Below are 17,189 nucleotides of genomic sequence, written 5' to 3' on the forward strand. Positions count from 1 at the left end.
GCCGTTAGCACTGCGCGCCTGAGACGCCTCAGCCGGGTAAGGTGGTGATCGACCTCAATGGAAAGGGAAGGGGCCTGCGTTCCACTTGTACGAGAAGTGACAAGCCCAGGCGCGTCGTCGCGCGCCATGTCCAAAGCGGACATGAAAACTCCTTCGCGTTGACGACGAACGGAAGGAGACGAAACCGAGAGGGATTGCGTTCACACCTGCCGCCCGTCGAGGGTTGACGGGAAGGTGCGAACGAGAAAGGTGACCAGTTGAGCGCGACCTGTGCTCAAACGTCGATCTGGACAACGCGCCTCACACGACGTGACGCGAAGTGGATAAATACTACCACGCAGCTAGTCGACCGCAAAACACTCGGCATCGGCACCACCGCGCCCGGCTTCGCCGGGCATCGCTGTCGCCAATGCCTTGAGCGCGCGACCTCTGTTGGCGGTATGCGGAGTTCGGCTTCCGCGAGCGGGCCGGCGCCTACGGGCAAGGTCGCTCCGCTGGTGTCTTGAAGGACAAGGCTCCCGCAGCCGCTACGCGGCCAGCTCTCCTGGGGGCGCAGCCCCCAGCCCCCGCCCGCGCCTAAAGGCTAGGCTCGCGTCGATCATGCGAACTAGGAAGTACTGACAGAACCGAGGTGTAGCACTAAGATGACGGTGCATACGCCAGCGATGGAGAGAATTTTGCCAACAAAGAGCTATTTTTCAAATCTAGATGTTTCTGGATACCGAGTCTTTGAGTCGTTGAAAATTGAGAAGTTTCGACGAGTCAATGTGATTGGTGGCAAGAATGGGGTTGGCAAGTCATCGCTGCTTGAGTTGCTGTTCTCACTCATGGATCGGCGGAATGTAATGTCGCCGTTTCGGTCATTCACATTTAGAAATGTCGCTCCTGGCGGTGAGATTGCGGTGCGGCAGCTTTTCTATAACCAAGAAAAAGACAAGCCGGTCGTGGTGAAGGCGGGCTTGAGGGATGGCGTTGCCCTTTCAATGACTATGTCCTACTCCGCACCGCCGCCGAATCTTTCTGGATTTCAGAGAGCGCCTGGCGTGGTGGCGTCTGATTCATCGGTAACATTCAATGTTCAGCGCGGATTAAAGGTCGAGTTTACAGAGGGTTCTAACGTCGTGGATGGGCAATTTCTGCTGCCTTCGCGCGATGGATTTGTTGGCGCAACGTACAGGTCGGGAGTTACGTCAATCCCCGCTGGTGTCTATTTGAGTCCAGCTCTGAAGAATTCGCCTAATGACTTGGCAACCAAGGTAAGTGAGATCATCCTCAACGGCAAACACGACAAGTTGCTGGAGGTTGCTCAAAGAATCAACAACGATGTTCAAAAATTAGAGGTGCTTTTTCAGACTGGTGCGCCGGTTGTAAATGCGCTTATGGCTGGCGGGAAATATTTGCCTGTTAGCTTCTTGGGCGATGGAGCCGCAACTTTGCTGTCCATTGCCGCCTCAATGCTGTGGATCGGCCCGGGTTGTCTCTTCATCGATGAGTTCGAGGGGGCAGTGCACTACTCAAAGCTTCAAGATGCATGGAAAATGATTATTTCTCTGTCAAGAGAAACGGACTGTCAAGTATTTGTGGTGACGCATTCGTTGGAGTGCATAAAGAGCGCGGTAGCCGCGGCTCAGGGTATCGGCGCAGAAATGGATTTGCAGTACATCAGACTGGATAGGGTGAAGGAGCGCGTAGTTGCTACACCATATGCGGTCGACAACTTGTCAAAGGCCGTGGAGATGGATTGGGAGATTCGGTGAAGCGCTTTAATAATTTCCATCTCTCTCGGGATTTTGATCGCGAAGCTATTATTATTGTTGAGGGTAAGGATGATATATTTCTGATTGGTAAGCTGCTTGAGCGAATGGGCGCTTCTCCCGAAAGATTTGGCATCGCTGAGATTGATGGCTATCCAAATTTTCAGCCGTTTCTTAAGATGCTTACTCTTGGCTCCTCGTTCACGACGGGGCGGGTCAAGTCTGTGGCCGTAATTTTGGATGCGGATGAGAATTTCGGCGGGCGTCGTAAGGAGGTGTGTGAGGTTTTCCGTCAATTTGGGTGGGATCTCTCTGAGGATTCGCGAGCCACGATTAATCGGTCTGCAACAGATCAGGTAAACATTTATCTTTTTCTCTATCCTGACAACCGGAGCTCAGGTGACCTTGAATCCCTGTTGCTTGGCACACTTGAATCAGATCCGGTGAAGGACAGTGCTCAGCAGCACATTGGCGGTTCTTTCGCCGTCGCCCAGACGAGGGGCGAGTCGCTTAAAGGTTCCATCACGAAGCGAGTAGCACAGGCGTATTTGGCCGGACGAGCCAAGGACTTGTGCAACGGTGCTGGAATGGCAGCGGCAAGAGCTGTCGCCTTTGACCTCGACAGCGCGGCACTTCAGCCTTTGTGCAGGTTCCTCCGTGACATGCATGATGAGCTTGCGGTGACGTAGCGAATTCGTAGCCTTCTCTTGACTTCAAGCGATAGCCTCTCGCGCCGAGTTTGTGCGTGTGCCGATGGTCGGTAATGCAATGGCTGACGGTACGGTTGCTTGAAAATCCGCGTGTCGGTGGTTCGATTCCGCCCCAGGCCACCAAAATTCCTCAGTGCTGACAAGCACTTGCAAGAGCCCCGCGCAGTAGCATCTGCCCGGGGCTTTTCTACAATCGGCCGGATTTTCTACAACTGCGCGTCAACGTTGCCATAGCCTGCCCACTGCAAGAAGCGTCAATCGTGGCTTCTTGCCGGGCTGCGTGGCCGGCCAAGGGGAGATTTCGATGGTTGATATTTCGCACCGCGAGAAAATCAAGATTGAAGAATTGTTGGAGCGTGTCTCCACAAAGGCATTCTCGGCGGTTGACGTTGAAGCTTTAATTATTAAGTTGAGGGATTATTTTTCTCTCAGGCCTGTATTTCGGGAGGTTGCAGACTTTGTTGCGCACTCATCTAGAGATAAGGGTCTTGTCTATGAGTCCATAAGGGGATTTTCGAACTCTGTGAGATTCTCGATCGAATACTCCACGGCGGGAAGGCTGCTTGATCTAAGGCAGCCGATTCCTGGTTATGTTTACGGAATGTTCCTTGATCAGATTAATCTTGTGGAAGAGAGGGTGTTGATTAAGGAGTTTAGGACGAGTCGGACCAGTTTTCGCAAGAAAATGAAGACCCACTTTGAAGTGGTTGATGCAAGCGGCGCCTATGTGCTGAAGGCGGAACGCATGGGATCAGACTTCCTAAAACTACTTAATTTTTTAGCGACGGCTTTTCGGGTGCGTCAGGCCTTCGATATCTCGGAGTTCTTTAATCAGCTTGTTGGCTGCATCCGAGATGCAAAGGTGCAATTCGATTATGGCCGGTTGGCGATGAACCAAGAGAGGATAGCCCTTGCAGTGTTGTGCTTGATTGGCGGTTCAAGAATCGACGTAGCTAAGGGTGTGGTCGGGCTTTGTAGGATTGGATGTGAATCACCTTGGAGAATTATCAAGGGTCGCCGTCCTCTCCCAGATGGGCGAACGTCTGATAGTCCCAATAGCTTTGGTTCACTTCTTGTTGCAGGGTTTGTTGATGTCGATTCGACTAGGGGAAAAGCTACGATCGGTTTTCCTGTGATACAGACCCATCTCGATGCCCAGCGCTACTGTCACCCCAGTCTAATTTCGCGTCACATTGAAGAGAGTGAACTTGGTGCTTGCGAGATTGAGGAGATCGTATTCTGTGACGAGATGAGGTTGGATGTTTCTGATCAGATTATTGCCGTTGGGTAGCATTCACCGCAGGGGCATTACGCGATTGCCAATCCGCTCCCTTACATAGTGCTCGGTCATCTCTCGATTCTTGTGCCCCAGCAACTGCTGCGAGTGCGCAAGGTCGCCCGTATCGCTCGCCGTCTTGGCCCGAATGTCCCGGAACTGAAAGTCCCTCACGCCCGCGCGTGAGCGTGCCTTGTCGAAGCGCGAGCGCACCCCAATGGTCCCCAGCGGCTTGCCGTTGTCGTCCTGGATCAAGTAGGCGCTGAGCCGCTCGCGCGGCCGCGCATTCATCCGCTCGAGCAGCTGAGCCAGCTCGCCGATGATCGCGATCGCTCGCTTGGTGCCGGTCTTGTTCTGCGTGACCCACAGCGTGCCGTCCCGAATGTCATCGCGCCGCATCTTGAGCACGTCGGCCGGTCGCTGGCCGGTCAACAGGGTCAGGTCCATCGCGTTGCGCAGCGTCTGATTCGCGGCTTGCCAGACGGCGTGAAACTCATCGTCCGTCACGTAGCGATCGTGGCCGGACTCCTTGAAGCCCTTCACCCTTGGCAGGGGTTTGGCGCGTCGCTGTAGCCCCGTTCGCGGGCCTTGTTGATCACTTGGCTGAGCAAGGCCTTTCGCGCTTGGCGCGCGACTTCGCCGCCCACGCATCCAGGACGGCCTTGGCACGGGGCTGTCGCGGGTGGACATGGGCGCCTACGAGACGCCCGAGCGGCGCTGATCCTGTCGAAAAAAAAGGGCCAGACATTCGCCTGGCCCTGCACACAGCCCGCCTACCCGCGAGCTGTTACGCCTTGCTCTGCCCTGATCAGGGCACCGGCGGCGGCGGCGGCGGGAGCATCGCCGCGCAGTTGCCGCCACCCGGTGCGTAGGCGTTGGTCTGGATCGAGTTGTCCTTCTGCAGGATCGGGCTCAGGTCGGCCGCCTTGTTGCTGGGGCTGCCAGCCTTGCCGTGCGGGTCGTACATGTTGACGCACAGCTGCGGCGGCAGCTGGGCGCCGGCGGGGTAGGTGGCCTCGGCGGACCAGGCGCCGGTGGCGCCGCTGACGCCGCCGCGCACCTCGACCCGGCAGGTGGTCTTGGAGAACGGGACTTCGCCCGAGAACTTCGGGCCGGTGTGGAAGTAGGTGCCGCCCGGGATGGCGATGGCGCCGGCCGGGTTGACATCCGCGCGGGTGGTCGAGCCATGGGCCAGCACCACGGTGGCGTTGCTCATGGTGAAGCTGGGCACGGGGGTGGTGCGGGTGCTCACGCCCCACCAGTCCACCGACCAGGCCACGCCGTAGCGGCCAGTGCAGTTCTGGCCGGCCCACCACCAGGTGCCCGACATGGTCACCGTGGTGCTGCTGTCGCCGTTCTGGACCACGTTAACCGTGGTGTCGTTGACCGGGTTGGCCGCATCGGCCAGGGCACCACCGGCCAGGCCGGCGAGTGCCAGCGCCACCAGACCGGCGCGCAGGGTGGGTGAAGTGGAGGGGGTCTTCATGGGTACTCCTGATGAGTGAGCGGTGCCCGAGCCGGACGGCCTGGCACAAGGTGGCCGGCGGGCGCCGGAGGAACACAGCGGGGGGGCGCTGTAACTGAATGTATGCAGGTTGCCTCTGGAGCGCATCGGGGCCAGACCGCAGACGCGCGCTGGGTTGTGCACAAATGCTCATGCCGCCCCCGCAGGAAAACGGGGCCACACCCGGGGCGGCGCCTCGTTGGGGGGCCGCTTGTCGGCGCTGGTGGCGTAGGCGGCCCGGGCGCGGCGCGCGGCGGCGTCGGCCCCAGCCAGGCGGCCGGCCTGCAGCGCGCGGGCGCCCAGGTCCAGCCAGTGGCAGGGCAGGATGTCCTCGGGCTGGGCCGTGTCGTCCAGCAGCTGCTGGGCCAGGGCACCGGCCTGGGCGCCGTTGCCGCGCGCCAGCCAGGCCCCCACGCGGTGCCAGGCCAGCCGGGCCGCCAGTGCGCCCTGCTCCAGGCGGCGGGCCTGCTGTTCGACCGCCTCGATCGCAACCGGGTCGGCGTTGCCGGGCCGCGCGCACAGCTGCTCGGCCTGCACACGCAGCAGCAGCAGCGGGTCGTTGGCGTCGGTGGCGGCGCTGTGGGCGCGCTGCAGCGACCGCTCGCAGCCCAGGCCCTCGGCGCTGTCGATGGCGGCCAGCAGCAGCCAGGCGCGCGCCCGCACCGCCGAGGTGGTGGCGTCGGCGAGCCGGGCATGGGCCTGCCGCGCCGCGCCGGGCTGGCCAGCGCACAGGTGGGTGCGCACCAGGGTCTCGGCCGCACGGGCGCCGATGCGGCCCAGCTCGGGCGCGTGCTGGCATTCGTGCAGTGCGCGCCAGGCGTGCTGCAGCGCGCTGGCCACGCGGCCCAGGCCCAGGTCGGTGACGGCGCGGGTCACGTCCAGACCAGCCTGCATGTGGCCCTCCAGCGGGCCGAGCAGTTCGCGCCAGGTGCGGGTGGTCCGCAGCAGCTCGTCGGCATCGGCGAAACGGCCCTGCTGGGTGCGGATGGCGGCCAGGTTGCTGACCTCGACGGTGGCGTCGCTCCACTGCTGCTGCTCGACCAGCAGATCCAGCAGCGCCTGGGTGTGCAGCGCGCACTGGCCCAGCTGACCCGCCTGCCAGCAGACCGCGGCCTGCGCGCCGAGGAAGTGCCGCCGTGCGCTGACCGAGGCCTGGGGCAGCAGGGACTGCCACCCGCTCAGGGTCTGGAAGGCCTCGTCGGGCCGGTTCTGGCCGCCCAGCGCATAGGCCAGCGTGGCGCCGGCCTGCAGCGTGGCGTCGATGTCCTTCAGGGTCTGGGCCACCGGCAGGTGCTCGCGGGCCAGTCGCTCGGCTTCGGGGTAGTGGCCGCGGTGCAGCGCCAGATCGGCCAGCTCCAGCCGGGCCAGCAGGTGCTGGCGCGGCCAGCGCGCCAGCGTGCACAGGCGCTCGGCCACCGGCAGCGCGCTTTCGGCGCCCTGGCTCATGGTCAGCGGGCCGATGCTGGCGCGCAGCGCCTCGAAGGCCTTGTCCAGGTGGCCGCCGGCCTCCCAGCAGCGCGCGGCGTGCTGGTGGAAGCGGGCCTGCTCGGCCACGCGTGCGGCGCGCGCGGCCTCTTGGGCAGCGCGCTCGTACAGCGGGGCGGCCAGCACGGGCCGGCCGGCCGCCTCATGGTGCTGCGCGGCCTCGACGCAGGGGCCTGCGCTGTGCTCCAGCCAGTGGGCGATCTGCTCGTGCAGCCGGACGCGGTCGAGGGCCGGCATGGCCTCGCGCAGGCAGTTGCCGATCAGGTCATGCATGCGTGCGTCGGCATCCACCCAGTGGATGGCGTCCAGGTGGCGCAGCGCCTGGCGCCAGCGGTCGGCCGAGTCGCCCAGGATGGCGGCCGCGGTCTGCGGCGGGATCGGGGCGCGCAGCACCGCGGCGGTGCGGGCCAGCTGGCGCGCATCCGGGGGCAGGCCGGCCTCGCGCGCCAGCAGGTGGTTGGCGATGTCCTGCGGCGGCGGCAGGCCGTCGCCGAAGCAGCCATCGGACATCGACTTGATCAGCTCCACCGCCAGCAGCGGCAGCCCGCCCGAGGCGCGGTGGATGGATTCGGCGGCGTCCGCGGGCATCGGACCGAGCGTGTCGGCGTCGGCGACCAAGGCGCCGATCGCGGCGCGGTCCAGCGGCAGCACCTCCAGCATCAGCGGGGCGCTGGCGGCGCGGATCCAGGTGTCCAGCGCGGCCGGACGCTCGCCCGCGCGGCTGGCCAGCCACCAGGGGGGCAGCGTGGGCTGGGCCAGCGCCGGCAGCAGCTCCAGCGTGGCCAGATCGGCCTGCTGCAGGTCGTCCAGCACGATCAGGTCGATCCCGGCCTGGGTCAGCGCCAGCTCGACCGCGCGCAGCAACCGCGTGGCCTGCACGTCGCTGCTGCGGCCATGCAGCTCCGGCAGCACCGCCGACAGCTCGCGCAGCGCCCACTCGGGCAGCCCGCGCTGGCCCTGGGGGCACAGCCCGTGCGGTGTGGACCACAGCGCCGACAACAGGCGCGCCAGCAGCGCATAAGGCCGCTCGGAGGCGCCGGCATAGGCCGGCACATGCAAGGCCCGGTGGATGCCCAGGCGGCGGATGGCCTCGCCGATCAGGCGCGTCTTGCCGATGCCCGGCGCCCCCTCGATCAGCACCGGCTGGCGCTGCGCCCAGGCCTGCTGCAGTGCGGCCAGCTGGCCCTCGCGGCCGACACAGCTGGGCATCCATGGCCGGGCGGTGGCGCGCGAGCGGCTGGGCACGGCGGCGAATTCGCCCTGGCGGATCCGCGCCACCAGGCTCTGGGTGGCGTCGTCGGGCAGCTCGCCCAGGTCGCCGGCCAGGCGGCCGCAGAAGGCCTGGTAGACCGACATCGCGCTGCCCAGATCGCCGCTCAGGAACAGCTGCCAGATCAGGCGCCGGTGGGCCAGGTCGGAGTAGGGGTTGGCGGCGACGATCTGCTGGCTCATGGCCAGCGCGTCATTCAGGCGGCCGATGGATTCCAGGTGGTCGGACTCGCGCGCCATGCGTTCGAGCTGGCGCTGCCGCCAGGCCGGGCGGGCCTGCTGCAGCCAGCCGGCAAAGTCCGGGCAGTCGTCGAACTCCAGGCCGTCCAGCAGCTCGGCGCCGAGCGGCGGCACCGCCGCGCCGGGCCCGTCGGCCACGCCCGCCAGCGGGTCTTCGACGCGGCTGCTCAGGCGCAGCAGGTCGTCGCCCTCCACCAGCGGTGCGCCAGCGGTGCGGGTGAGGCGGAAGCGCCGCTGGCGCAGGTTCAGACGCGAGCCCTGCGGGTTGTCGCGCGGCCACAGCATGGTGGCCACCAGGTCCTTGGCGGCGCTGCCGTCCACCGCCAGGATGGCCAGCAGCGCGGCGTCCTTGCGCGACAGCGGCACGGATGCGCCCTGGGGCAGCACCAGGCAGGGGCTGCGCGTCAGGTGGATCTTGACCAGGCCGGGGCTGGGCGGGGTTGTCATGGCGGACGGGGCAGGCGGCGGATCCTCGTCGGGACCCTCGCGTGTTACCAAGTGCAGCCAGTCTCCCGCCAGGTCGTTACCGACCTGTTATCCACCGCAGGGCCCGCCTCGCGCGGGACAATCGGGGTCCGATGCGCTCCCCGATCCACATCGTCGACGTCGAACGCCTGTCCACCTGGACCCGCTACCGGCACGGGCTGTGCGACAGCTGCCAGGCCAACTGCTGCACCATGCCGGTCGAGGTGCGGCTGGCCGATCTGGTGCGCCTGGGCCTGGTCGACCCCTTCGAGGCCGAACACGAAGAGGTCCGGCTGATCGCCCGGCGCCTGCAGAAGGCGGGGCAGATCGCGCGCTACACCGCCAAGTCCGGCGTCTTCACGCTGCCCCGGCGCGCCAGCGGCGACTGCCGCTACCTGGACGCGGCGTCACGCCGCTGCACGGTCTACGCGCAGCGGCCCGACACCTGCCGCCGGCACCCGCAGGTGGGGCCGCGGCCGGGGCACTGCCCCTATGGGGCCCGCACGGCGCGGGCCTGAGCCTCACTGCACCAGCATCACGGTGTGGGCCTGCGGCGGGTTCTGCGCCGAGCCCTGCAGCGTCACCACGACGTAGTACGTGTTCAGGGCGAAGTCCATGCCCGGCACCGCCACGGCCACGTTGTTGACGCCCGCGGCGGCCGGGCCCACCACGTTGGCGATCATCGCGGGGACGCCGGTGACTTTGTCCTTCTGGTACAGCGTGGCGTTCACCCGGCCGCCCACGGTGTCACGGTACTGCAGCACCAGGCGGGTCCAGGTGGGCACCGCGGTGGCGAAGGAGTCCAGCACGTTGCAGGTGAAGACCAGCGGCGGGGCGTCCGGGTTGTTGGCCCGCACGAAGCCGAAGGGGGCGTTGATCTGCGCATTGCGCAGCGAGTTCAGGCTGTCGGGCGCGCAGGCGGGCACGGTGTGCTGCCAGTCGTCGATGGTCACGGCCTGGGCGGCAGGGGCGGCCAGCAGGGCGGCCAGCGGCAGCAGGGCGGCGGCGAGGGAGCGTTGAAAGCGTTGCATGGTGAATCTCCTGGGTTTGTGGATGGGGGGCGGGCCTGTCATCAGCGGGTCCGTACTGAAGAAGACGCACCCGGCGCGACAATCCGGACATCCCTGGGTGAACAACCGAAAGGCCGCGCTGTTCCGCGCCTAACGAGGCGCGCGTTGGCGGCAACATCGGCGACAGGACCCTGCTGGAGAATCGCCATGACCTTGCCCCGTGCCCTGACCCGTCTGACCTGTCTGACCCGCCTGAGCCTGCTGGTCGCCACGCTTGCCACGCTGTGCGCTGCCCCGGTGCACGCCGGCCCGGTGGCCGATCGCATCAAGGCCTCGGGCACGCTGCGGGTGTGCATCTGGCCCGAGTACTACGGCGTCACCTGGCGCAACCCGCGCACGCAGCAGCTCGGCGGCATCGACATCGAGCTCTCGGCGGCCTTTGCCAAGGACCTGGGCGTGTCGCTGCAGTACGTCGAAAGCTCGTTTCCCAAGCTGATCGACGACCTGCTGGGGGACCGCTGCGACATCTCCATGCACGCGGTGGCGGTGCTGCCAGCCCGCGCCGAGAAGCTGAAGTTCACCCAGCCCTACCTGCAGAGCGACATCTACGGCATCACCACCCGCAGCAACCGCGCGATCCGCAGCTGGGACGACATCGATCAGCCCGGCGTGCAGGTGGCGGTGCAGGCCGGCACGTTCATGGAGCCGGTGATGAAGGCCGCGCTGAAGCAGGCCACGATGGTGGTGGTCAAGCCGCCGCAGACGCGCGAGGGCGAGCTCGAAGCCGGCCGTGTCGATGTCTTCATGACCGACTACCCCTACAGCCGGCGCCTGCTGGACAACGCCGACTGGGCCCGCCTGGTGCCGCCCAGCAAGCCCTTCCACGTGCTGCCCTACGCCTACGCGGTCAAGCCCGGCGATGCCGAATGGCTGGCGCGCGCCGACGCCTTCGTGGCGCAGATCAAGAAGGACGGCCGCCTGGCTGCGGCGGCCCAGCGCGCCGGCCTGGGCGAGGTGGTGGTGCGCTGACGATGCACCCTGATCGGAGCCCCCTCCGGTGAGTGCCGCGCCCGGCTCGCTGCCGCGCTGGCTGCGCAGCGATGCGCTGCCCTGGGCCGGGCTGCTGCTGGCGCTGACGGTGGTGCTGGGCCTGGCGGCCTTCGTGCGCTACGAGCGGTTCGAGATCGAGACCGACGTGCAGGGCCGCGCCGAGCTGTATGCCCGGGTGCTGGAGGACCAGACCGCGCGCCTGATCGGCAGCACCGAGCTGGCCCTGCAGACGCTGGCGCCGGCCATCGAGGCCGAGCCCGACGCGCCCGCCCAGGTCGACAACCTGCTGGGCGCCACCGTTCGGGGCCTGCCCTTCGTGCGCAGCATCAGCTGGCTCGACAGCGAGGGCCGCGTGCGTGCCAGCTCCCAGCCCGGTGCGCGCGGCCTGCAGCTGCCGCGCGCAGCGGTCACCGCCGGACCCGGCGGCCTGGCGCCGCTGCAGACGGTGCGTGACCTGGCCCAGCTGGCGCGCGGCGAGCGCGCCCCGGCCGGCGTGGCCGTGCTGCCGCTGACCTGGCCGCTGCCGGGCGAGGCGGGCCAGCTGGTGGCCCTGATCAGCACCGACTTCATCGCCAACCAGCAGCAGCTCACCCTCAGCGGCACGCATGTCGATGGCGCACTGCTCGCCTACGACGGCACGCTGGTGGCGGCCACCGAGAACCTGCGCGCGCTGCCGGGCAGCCGGCAGGCGCAGCTGGACCTGTTCACCCGCCACCTGCCGGACCGCGAGTCCGGCGTCGAGGCCGCCCGCGGCCTGGACGATGTCGACGGCCTGCTGGCCTGGCGCTCGGTGCGCCGGGCGCCGCTGGTGGTGCTGGTGCAGACGCCGCTCGCCACGGTCGAGGACCGCCTGGGCGAGGTGCGCCACGGCGCGCTGATCGGCGGCACCCTCGCCCTGGCGCTGATCGCCGCGCTGACCGCCCTGGCCTGGCGCAGCCTGCGCGGCCACGAGCTGGTCAGCGCCGACCTGCGCCAGGCCCAGGGCACGCTGGCCGCCCAGGACGCCTTCACCGACCGCCTGTTCGAGGTCAGCCCGGTGCCGATGGCGGTGCAGGACGCCCTGGGCTGCTTCGTCCGGGTCAACCGGGCCTGGTGCGAGTTCACCGGCCGCGATGCCCCGGCGCTGCTGGGCCAGCAGGCCCTGCCCGCACTGGGCGAGGAAACCGCCACCGCGCTGGCGCCGGCGCTGGGCGCCGGCCTGCTGCAGCGGGGCAGCGCCGCCCAGCACGAAACCCAGCTGCGCGACGGCCGCGGCCTGCTGCGCGACGTGGTGGTGCGCCACATGGCCTTTGCCGACCCCGGCGGCCGCGCCGGCGGCACCATCACCTGCCTGGTCGACGTCAGCGAATTCCGCGAGGCCGAGCGCCGCACCCGCGAGGCCAAGGAGGCCGCCGAGCAGGCCAATGCCGCCAAGGGCGAGTTCATTGCCAATGTCAGCCACGAGTTGCGCACGCCGCTGCAGAGCATCCTCGGCTTCTCCGAGCTGGGCCGTGACCGGGCCGCGGCCAACAGCCGCGAGCAGCAGATGTTCTCGATGGTCCATGCCGGCGGTGAGCGCATGCTGACGCTGGTTGAGGCCCTGCTCGACCTGTCGCAGCTGGAGGCCACCTTCGGCCGCAGCGAGCTGGCCGTGATCGACCTGGTCCCCACGGTGCGCGAGGTGGTGGCCGAGCTGGCGCCGCTGGCCTCCAGCCGGGGCATCCACCTGGCGCTGCCCGACGAGGGTCTGCCGATGCTGGCGCATGGCGACGCCTTCCGGCTGCAGCAGGTGATCCGCAATGTGCTGGCCAACGCGCTGCGCTTCGCCCCGGCCGACTCGGTCATCGAGACCCGCTGGTCGCGCCAGGGCGAGGAGCTGATCGTGCACGTGCGCGACCACGGCCCGGGCATCCCGCCCGACGAGCTGGAAAGCATCTTCGCCCCCTTCACCCAGTCCACCCGCACCAAGGACGGCTCGGGCGGCACCGGCCTGGGCCTGGCGATCTGCCGCAAGATCATGGCCGCCCACCGCGGCCGCATCATCGCGATGAACGCCGAGGGCGGCGGCGCGCAGTTCGAGATCCGTCTGCCGGCGCTCTGAGCCGGCCACCGGTCCGCGCTGCGATACTCGCGCGCATGCCCCCATCACGCAGACTGGCGCCCCGGCGGCCGCTGCCCCCATGAGCAGCGCCTGGCCCTGCCTGCGACGCGCCCGCGACCACGACCCGGCCCGGCGCTGCCCGGTCCTGCTGGGCGACGGCGACGGCGCGCCTGGCCTGGGCAGCGTCGCCTGGGCCGAGCGTGACGCCCTGGCCGCCTGGCCCGTCCTGTTCCACCGCGCGCCCGGCGCCCTGCGGCTGCGCGCCGAACCCGGCGCGGCGCTGGACGCGGCGCTGGACCAGGTGCACCGCGCGCTGCGGGCCCAGGGCCTGATCCGTGCCTGGCGCGACGAACCCTATCCGTGGCTGGACGAGACCGGCCGGCGCCACGCGGTGATCGAGCGCGCCGCCGCGCGCTTCTGGGGCGCGCTGACCTTCGGTGCCCACTGCAATGGCTACCTGGCGGGCCCCGACGGCCGCCCCAGCCACCTCTGGATCGCCCAGCGCTCGCCGCACAAGCCCACCGATCCAGGCATGCTGGACAACCTGATCGGCGGCGGCGTGCCACTGGGCCAGACCCCGCGCGAGGCGCTGCTGCGCGAGGCCTGGGAGGAGGCCGGCCTGCAGGCTGACGAGCTGACCGCCCTGCGGCCGGGCCGGGTGTTCGAACTGCACTGCGACATCCCCGAGGGCCTGCAGCGCGAGTGGCTGTTCGTCTTCGACCTGGCCCTGCCGCCGGGCCGCGTGCCGCAGAACCAGGACGGCGAGGTGGCGGGCTTTCGCTGCCTGCCGCTCGACGAGGCGCTGGCCCAGGTGCGCGCCGGCGCGCTGACCACCGATGCCGGCCTGGCCACGCTGGACTTCGCCAGCCGCCACGGCCTGCTGACGGCGGCCGACGCCCAGGCCCTGCAGGCACTGCAGGTGGCGCCGGCGGCGGCGCGCCGGGTCGAGCCGACGCTTCAAATCCGCTGAAGTGCGTCGTGCATCGGGGTGAACCACCGGGCCGCCGGTGGATCGGACACTCTCGTCCATCCCGTCGAGACCTTCAACGATGAACTCCACTGAACGCTACACCGGCGTCGCGATCGCGCTGCACTGGCTGCTGGCCCTGATGATCGTCGGCGCCTTCGGCGTCGGCCTGTACATGGCCGACCTGCCCAATTCGCTGGCCAAGCTCAAGCTCTACAACTGGCACAAGTGGGTGGGCGTGACCATCCTGGCCCTGTCGGCGCTGCGCCTGGTCTGGCGCCTGACCCACCGCCCGCCGGCCGACCTGCCCGCGCCGCGCTGGCAGCAACTGGCCGCGCACGCCACGCACCACGCGCTGTACGCGCTGTTCTTCCTGGTGCCGCTGGTGGGCTGGGCCTACAGCTCGGCCAAGGGCTTCCCGATCGTCTGGTTCGGCGTGCTGCCGCTGCCCGACTTCGTGCCCAAGGACGAGGCCCTGGCCGAGCTGATCAAGCCCTGGCACGAATCCCTGGCCTGGCTGATGGCGCTGCTGGTCGTGCTGCATGTGGCCGCGGCGATCAAGCACCATGTCATCGACCGCGATGGCCTGCTCAACCGCATGCGTCCGGGCCGCTGAGCCCCCACAGGAGTGTTCCGATGAACCGTGTTCTGATCCCCGCCGTGCTCGCGCTCTTCAGCGCCACGGCCCTGGCCGCCGACCCGGTGGTCAACCCCGCCACCAGCGAGATCGGCTTCAGCGCCAAGCAGATGGGCGTGGCCATGCAGGGCCGCTTCAAGCAGTGGACCGCCCAGATGCGCTTCGACCCCAAGAAGCCCGAGGCCGGCCAGGTCAGCTTCGCCATCCAGACCGGCAGCGCCAGCTTCGGTGCCAAGGAGACCGATGCCGAACTGCCCAAGCCCGAGTGGTTCGGCGTGGCCAAGTTCCCGACGGCCTCGTTCCAGTCCAGCGCGATCAAGGGCCTGGGCGGCGGCAAGTTCGAGGTGGCCGGCAAGCTCAGCGTCAAGGGCAACGTCAAGGACATCGTCGTGCCGGTGGCCCTGACCCAGGCCGGCGGCGCCACCACCGCCACCGGCTCGTTCACCATCAAGCGCCTCGATTTCAAGATCGGCGAGGGCGAGTGGGCCGATACCTCGATGGTGGCCAACGACGTCGTCGTCAACTTCAAGCTGGCGATCAGCGGCATGGCGCCGCTGTGATGCCCGCCTCCTTCTTCTCACCCACCCTGTCAGGGAGTTTCTCGATGAACCTGCGTTCGCTCTTCGCCGCCACCGTGCTGGCCGCCGCCATCCCCGCCATCGCCGCCCCGGTGACCTACAACGTCGACCCGACGCACACCTTCCCGCGCTTTTCGTACAACCACCTGGGCATGTCCACCCAGCTGAGCAAGTTCAACAAGGTCAGTGGCTCGGTGGTGTTCGACAAGGCCGCGAAGACCGGCTCGGTCGACGTGACGATCGACACCACCTCGGTGGACACCGGCTCCAGCCTGTTCAACGGCCACATCCAGGGCGAGGAGTTCCTGGACACCGCCAAGTTCCCCACCGCCACCTTCAAGTCGACCAAGGTGGTCTTCGACGGCGACAAGCCCGCCTCGATCGAGGGCAACCTGACGATCAAGGGTGTCACCAAGCCGGTCACGCTGACGGTGACCCACTTCGTCAACCAGGCCCATCCGATGATGAAGGTCGACGCCATCGGCGCCAACGCCAGCACCGTGATCAAGCGCAGCGAGTTCAACGCCAGCAAGTACGTGCCCTACGTCGGCGACGAAGTCACGATCACGCTGTCGATCGAGGCCGTGGCCGCCCAGTAAGGCCAGGCCACCACCCATGAACGACACAGGGGACCCGCGGGTCCCCTGTTGTCATGAGCACGGTGTGTTCAGGACCGCGCCAGCAGCGTGAAGTGCTCGACCACCGGCGGCTGAGCGAAGAACGGGCCGACGATGGCGCGCCACTGGGTGAACAGATCGGAGCCACGGAAGCCCACCGTGTGGTCCTCCAGCGTCTCCCAGAAGATCTGCAGCACATAGCGCTCGGGGCTCTCCATCCCCTTGTTCACCTTGAAGCCGCGAAAGCCGGGGGCCTGGGCGATGACGGTGGTCAGGCCGCGCTGGATGGCCTCGTCGAATTCGGCCTGGCGGCCAGGCTGGATGCGGATGTCGGCGATTTCAAGAATCATGGTGGGAAGGAGCGTCGTCAGGAAAGCCAGTGTGCCACGCGGCTATGATCCGCGCCGCATTCCGGAGACCGCGCTTGAGCACCCCCCGCCCCGACGACTGGCAGCACGACCACGAGGTCGGCTCGGCTGCCGCCACCCAGGACACCACCCGTGTCGACGACCTGCGCATCGGCGCGGTGCGACCGCTGATTTCCCCGGCGCTGCTGCTGGACGAACTGCCGCTGCCCGCGGCCGCGCAGGATGTGGTCGAGGGCGCGCGCGCCGGCATCGCCCGCGTGCTGGCCGGCCAGGACGACCGCCTGGTGGTGGTGGTCGGTCCCTGCTCGATCCATGACCACGCGCAGGCCATCGACTACGCGCAGCGGCTGAAGGCGCTGAACGACGAACTCTCGGGTGAGCTGCTGCTGGTGATGCGCGTCTACTTCGAGAAGCCGCGCACCACGGTGGGCTGGAAGGGCTACATCAACGACCCGCGCATCGACGGCAGCTTTCGCATCAACGAGGGCCTGCGCCGCGCCCGCGCGCTGCTTCTGGAGGTGGCCGGCATGGGCCTGCCGGCCGGCACCGAGTTCCTCGACCTGCTGTCGCCGCAGTACATCGCCGACCTGGTGGCCTGGGGCGCGATCGGTGCCCGCACCACCGAAAGCCAGAGCCACCGCCAGCTGGCGTCCGGCCTGTCCTGCCCGGTGGGCTTCAAGAACGGCACCGACGGCGGCGTCAAGGTGGCGGCCGACGCCATCGTCGCGGCCAGCGCCGCGCATGCCTTCATGGGCATGACCAAGATGGGCCAGGCGGCGATCTTCGAGACCCGTGGCAACGCCGACTGCCATGTGATCCTGCGCGGCGGCAAGCAGCCCAACTACGCCGCCGCCGATGTCGACGCCGCGTGCGCGGTGCTGCGCGCCAACGGCCTGCGCGAGCAGGTGATGATCGACTTCAGCCACGCCAACTCGTCCAAGCAGCACCGCCGCCAGATCGAGGTGGGCGCCGACGTGGCGGCACGCATCGCCGCCGGCGAGCGCCGCATCACCGGCGTGATGATCGAAAGCCACCTGGAAGAAGGCCGCCAGGACGCGGTGCCCGGCCAGGCGCTGAAGCCCGGCGTGTCGATCACCGACGCGTGCATCGGCTGGGCCGACACCGAGCCCTTGCTGCGCACACTCGCGGCGGCCGTCGCGGCGCGGCGCGGCTAGCCTG

16 protein-coding genes are annotated in these 17,189 nt (G+C 67.7%); 11 read left to right on the top strand and 5 right to left on the bottom strand.

All coding sequences use genetic code 11. The features are described 5' to 3' along the window. Nucleotides 1–644: 644 nt before the first annotated feature. The 3 genes from KAK03_RS01960 (at nucleotide 645) to KAK03_RS01970 (ending at nucleotide 3,755) form a co-directional block, all read left to right on the top strand. The gene (locus tag KAK03_RS01960) at nucleotides 645–1,757 is read left to right on the top strand and encodes an AAA family ATPase (protein WP_210851487.1); all 1,113 of its coding nucleotides are present in this window, start codon (nucleotides 645–647) and stop codon (nucleotides 1,755–1,757) included. Beyond that, complete coding sequence (locus KAK03_RS01965) at nucleotides 1,754–2,443, top strand: DUF3226 domain-containing protein (protein WP_210851488.1); 690 nt, start codon at nucleotides 1,754–1,756, stop codon at nucleotides 2,441–2,443. The genes KAK03_RS01960 and KAK03_RS01965 overlap by 4 nt, the downstream gene beginning before the upstream one ends. A 325-nt stretch (nucleotides 2,444–2,768) precedes the next feature. Further along, complete coding sequence (locus KAK03_RS01970; RefSeq protein WP_210851489.1) at nucleotides 2,769–3,755, top strand: hypothetical protein; 987 nt, start codon at nucleotides 2,769–2,771, stop codon at nucleotides 3,753–3,755. Nucleotides 3,756–3,758: 3 nt separating this feature from the next. Here KAK03_RS01970 and KAK03_RS01975 read toward each other — a convergent pair whose 3' ends face one another. The 3 genes from KAK03_RS01975 to KAK03_RS25315 form a co-directional block, all read right to left on the bottom strand. Next, nucleotides 3,759–4,283, bottom strand: a complete 525-nt coding sequence (locus KAK03_RS01975) for a tyrosine-type recombinase/integrase (RefSeq protein WP_310738440.1) — start codon at nucleotides 4,281–4,283, stop codon at nucleotides 3,759–3,761. 265 nt (nucleotides 4,284–4,548) lie between these two features. Next, complete coding sequence (locus KAK03_RS01980) at nucleotides 4,549–5,226, bottom strand: hypothetical protein (protein ID WP_210851490.1); 678 nt, start codon at nucleotides 5,224–5,226, stop codon at nucleotides 4,549–4,551. 168 nt (nucleotides 5,227–5,394) lie between these two features. Beyond that, on the bottom strand, nucleotides 5,395–8,685 hold the full coding sequence (locus KAK03_RS25315) for an AAA family ATPase (protein ID WP_210851491.1): 3,291 nt from the start codon (nucleotides 8,683–8,685) through the stop codon (nucleotides 5,395–5,397). A 131-nt stretch (nucleotides 8,686–8,816) separates the two neighbouring features. Between KAK03_RS25315 and KAK03_RS01990 the strand changes: the two genes are divergently transcribed. Then, complete coding sequence (locus tag KAK03_RS01990) at nucleotides 8,817–9,221, top strand: YkgJ family cysteine cluster protein (RefSeq protein ID WP_210851492.1); 405 nt, start codon at nucleotides 8,817–8,819, stop codon at nucleotides 9,219–9,221. 3 nt (nucleotides 9,222–9,224) lie between these two features. On the opposite strand, the gene KAK03_RS01995 is transcribed toward KAK03_RS01990, so the two are convergent. Beyond that, entirely contained in the window at nucleotides 9,225–9,734 is a 510-nt protein-coding gene (locus KAK03_RS01995) for a hypothetical protein (RefSeq protein WP_210851493.1), read from the bottom strand. Nucleotides 9,735–9,920: 186 nt separating this feature from the next. Between KAK03_RS01995 and KAK03_RS02000 the strand changes: the two genes are divergently transcribed. The 6 genes from KAK03_RS02000 to KAK03_RS02025 all read left to right on the top strand — a co-directional run bounded on the left by KAK03_RS02000 (nucleotide 9,921) and on the right by KAK03_RS02025 (nucleotide 15,624). Further along, nucleotides 9,921–10,742, top strand: coding sequence for an ABC transporter substrate-binding protein (locus KAK03_RS02000; protein WP_210851494.1), 822 nt, complete (start codon nucleotides 9,921–9,923; stop codon nucleotides 10,740–10,742). Between the two features lie 28 nt (nucleotides 10,743–10,770). Continuing rightward, a complete protein-coding gene (locus KAK03_RS25320) occupies nucleotides 10,771–12,843 on the top strand; it encodes a sensor histidine kinase (protein WP_210851495.1) in 2,073 nt (690 codons plus the stop codon). 79 nt (nucleotides 12,844–12,922) lie between these two features. Then, a complete protein-coding gene (locus tag KAK03_RS02010; RefSeq protein WP_210851496.1) occupies nucleotides 12,923–13,813 on the top strand; it encodes an NUDIX hydrolase in 891 nt (296 codons plus the stop codon). A 79-nt stretch (nucleotides 13,814–13,892) separates the two neighbouring features. Next, on the top strand, nucleotides 13,893–14,426 hold the full coding sequence (locus tag KAK03_RS02015; protein WP_210851497.1) for a cytochrome b: 534 nt from the start codon (nucleotides 13,893–13,895) through the stop codon (nucleotides 14,424–14,426). A gap of 20 nt (nucleotides 14,427–14,446) precedes the next feature. Continuing rightward, nucleotides 14,447–15,007: a YceI family protein gene (locus KAK03_RS02020; protein WP_210851498.1), complete on the top strand. Its 561-nt coding sequence runs from the start codon at nucleotides 14,447–14,449 to the stop codon at nucleotides 15,005–15,007. Between the two features lie 44 nt (nucleotides 15,008–15,051). Continuing rightward, nucleotides 15,052–15,624: a YceI family protein gene (locus KAK03_RS02025; RefSeq protein ID WP_210851499.1), complete on the top strand. Its 573-nt coding sequence runs from the start codon at nucleotides 15,052–15,054 to the stop codon at nucleotides 15,622–15,624. A gap of 68 nt (nucleotides 15,625–15,692) precedes the next feature. On the opposite strand, the gene KAK03_RS02030 is transcribed toward KAK03_RS02025, so the two are convergent. Beyond that, nucleotides 15,693–15,992: an antibiotic biosynthesis monooxygenase family protein gene (locus tag KAK03_RS02030; protein ID WP_210851500.1), complete on the bottom strand. Its 300-nt coding sequence runs from the start codon at nucleotides 15,990–15,992 to the stop codon at nucleotides 15,693–15,695. Nucleotides 15,993–16,066: 74 nt separating this feature from the next. On the opposite strand from KAK03_RS02030, the gene KAK03_RS02035 reads away from it, so the two are divergent. Beyond that, nucleotides 16,067–17,185: a 3-deoxy-7-phosphoheptulonate synthase gene (locus KAK03_RS02035; RefSeq protein WP_259375457.1), complete on the top strand. Its 1,119-nt coding sequence runs from the start codon at nucleotides 16,067–16,069 to the stop codon at nucleotides 17,183–17,185. The last annotated feature ends 4 nt before the right edge of the window (nucleotides 17,186–17,189 follow it).

The organism is Ideonella alba (assembly GCF_018069845.1).
In the GTDB taxonomy this organism is placed as follows: domain Bacteria; phylum Pseudomonadota; class Gammaproteobacteria; order Burkholderiales; family Burkholderiaceae_C; genus Ideonella; species Ideonella alba.

Bases quoted from the DNA above. Each gene is read 5' to 3' on its own strand.
- KAK03_RS01960 (WP_210851487.1), top strand. From the start codon at position 645: ATGACGGTGCATACGCCAGCGATGGAGAGAATTTTGCCAACAAAGAGC.
- KAK03_RS01970 (WP_210851489.1), top strand. From the start codon at position 2,769: ATGGTTGATATTTCGCACCGCGAGAAAATCAAGATTGAAGAATTGTTG.
- KAK03_RS01980 (WP_210851490.1), bottom strand. From the start codon at position 5,226: ATGAAGACCCCCTCCACTTCACCCACCCTGCGCGCCGGTCTGGTGGCG.
- KAK03_RS25315 (WP_210851491.1), bottom strand. From the start codon at position 8,685: ATGACAACCCCGCCCAGCCCCGGCCTGGTCAAGATCCACCTGACGCGC.
- KAK03_RS01990 (WP_210851492.1), top strand. From the start codon at position 8,817: ATGCGCTCCCCGATCCACATCGTCGACGTCGAACGCCTGTCCACCTGG.
- KAK03_RS01995 (WP_210851493.1), bottom strand. From the start codon at position 9,734: ATGCAACGCTTTCAACGCTCCCTCGCCGCCGCCCTGCTGCCGCTGGCC.
- KAK03_RS02000 (WP_210851494.1), top strand. From the start codon at position 9,921: ATGACCTTGCCCCGTGCCCTGACCCGTCTGACCTGTCTGACCCGCCTG.
- KAK03_RS02010 (WP_210851496.1), top strand. From the start codon at position 12,923: ATGAGCAGCGCCTGGCCCTGCCTGCGACGCGCCCGCGACCACGACCCG.
- KAK03_RS02015 (WP_210851497.1), top strand. From the start codon at position 13,893: ATGAACTCCACTGAACGCTACACCGGCGTCGCGATCGCGCTGCACTGG.
- KAK03_RS02020 (WP_210851498.1), top strand. From the start codon at position 14,447: ATGAACCGTGTTCTGATCCCCGCCGTGCTCGCGCTCTTCAGCGCCACG.
- KAK03_RS02025 (WP_210851499.1), top strand. From the start codon at position 15,052: ATGAACCTGCGTTCGCTCTTCGCCGCCACCGTGCTGGCCGCCGCCATC.
- KAK03_RS02030 (WP_210851500.1), bottom strand. From the start codon at position 15,992: ATGATTCTTGAAATCGCCGACATCCGCATCCAGCCTGGCCGCCAGGCC.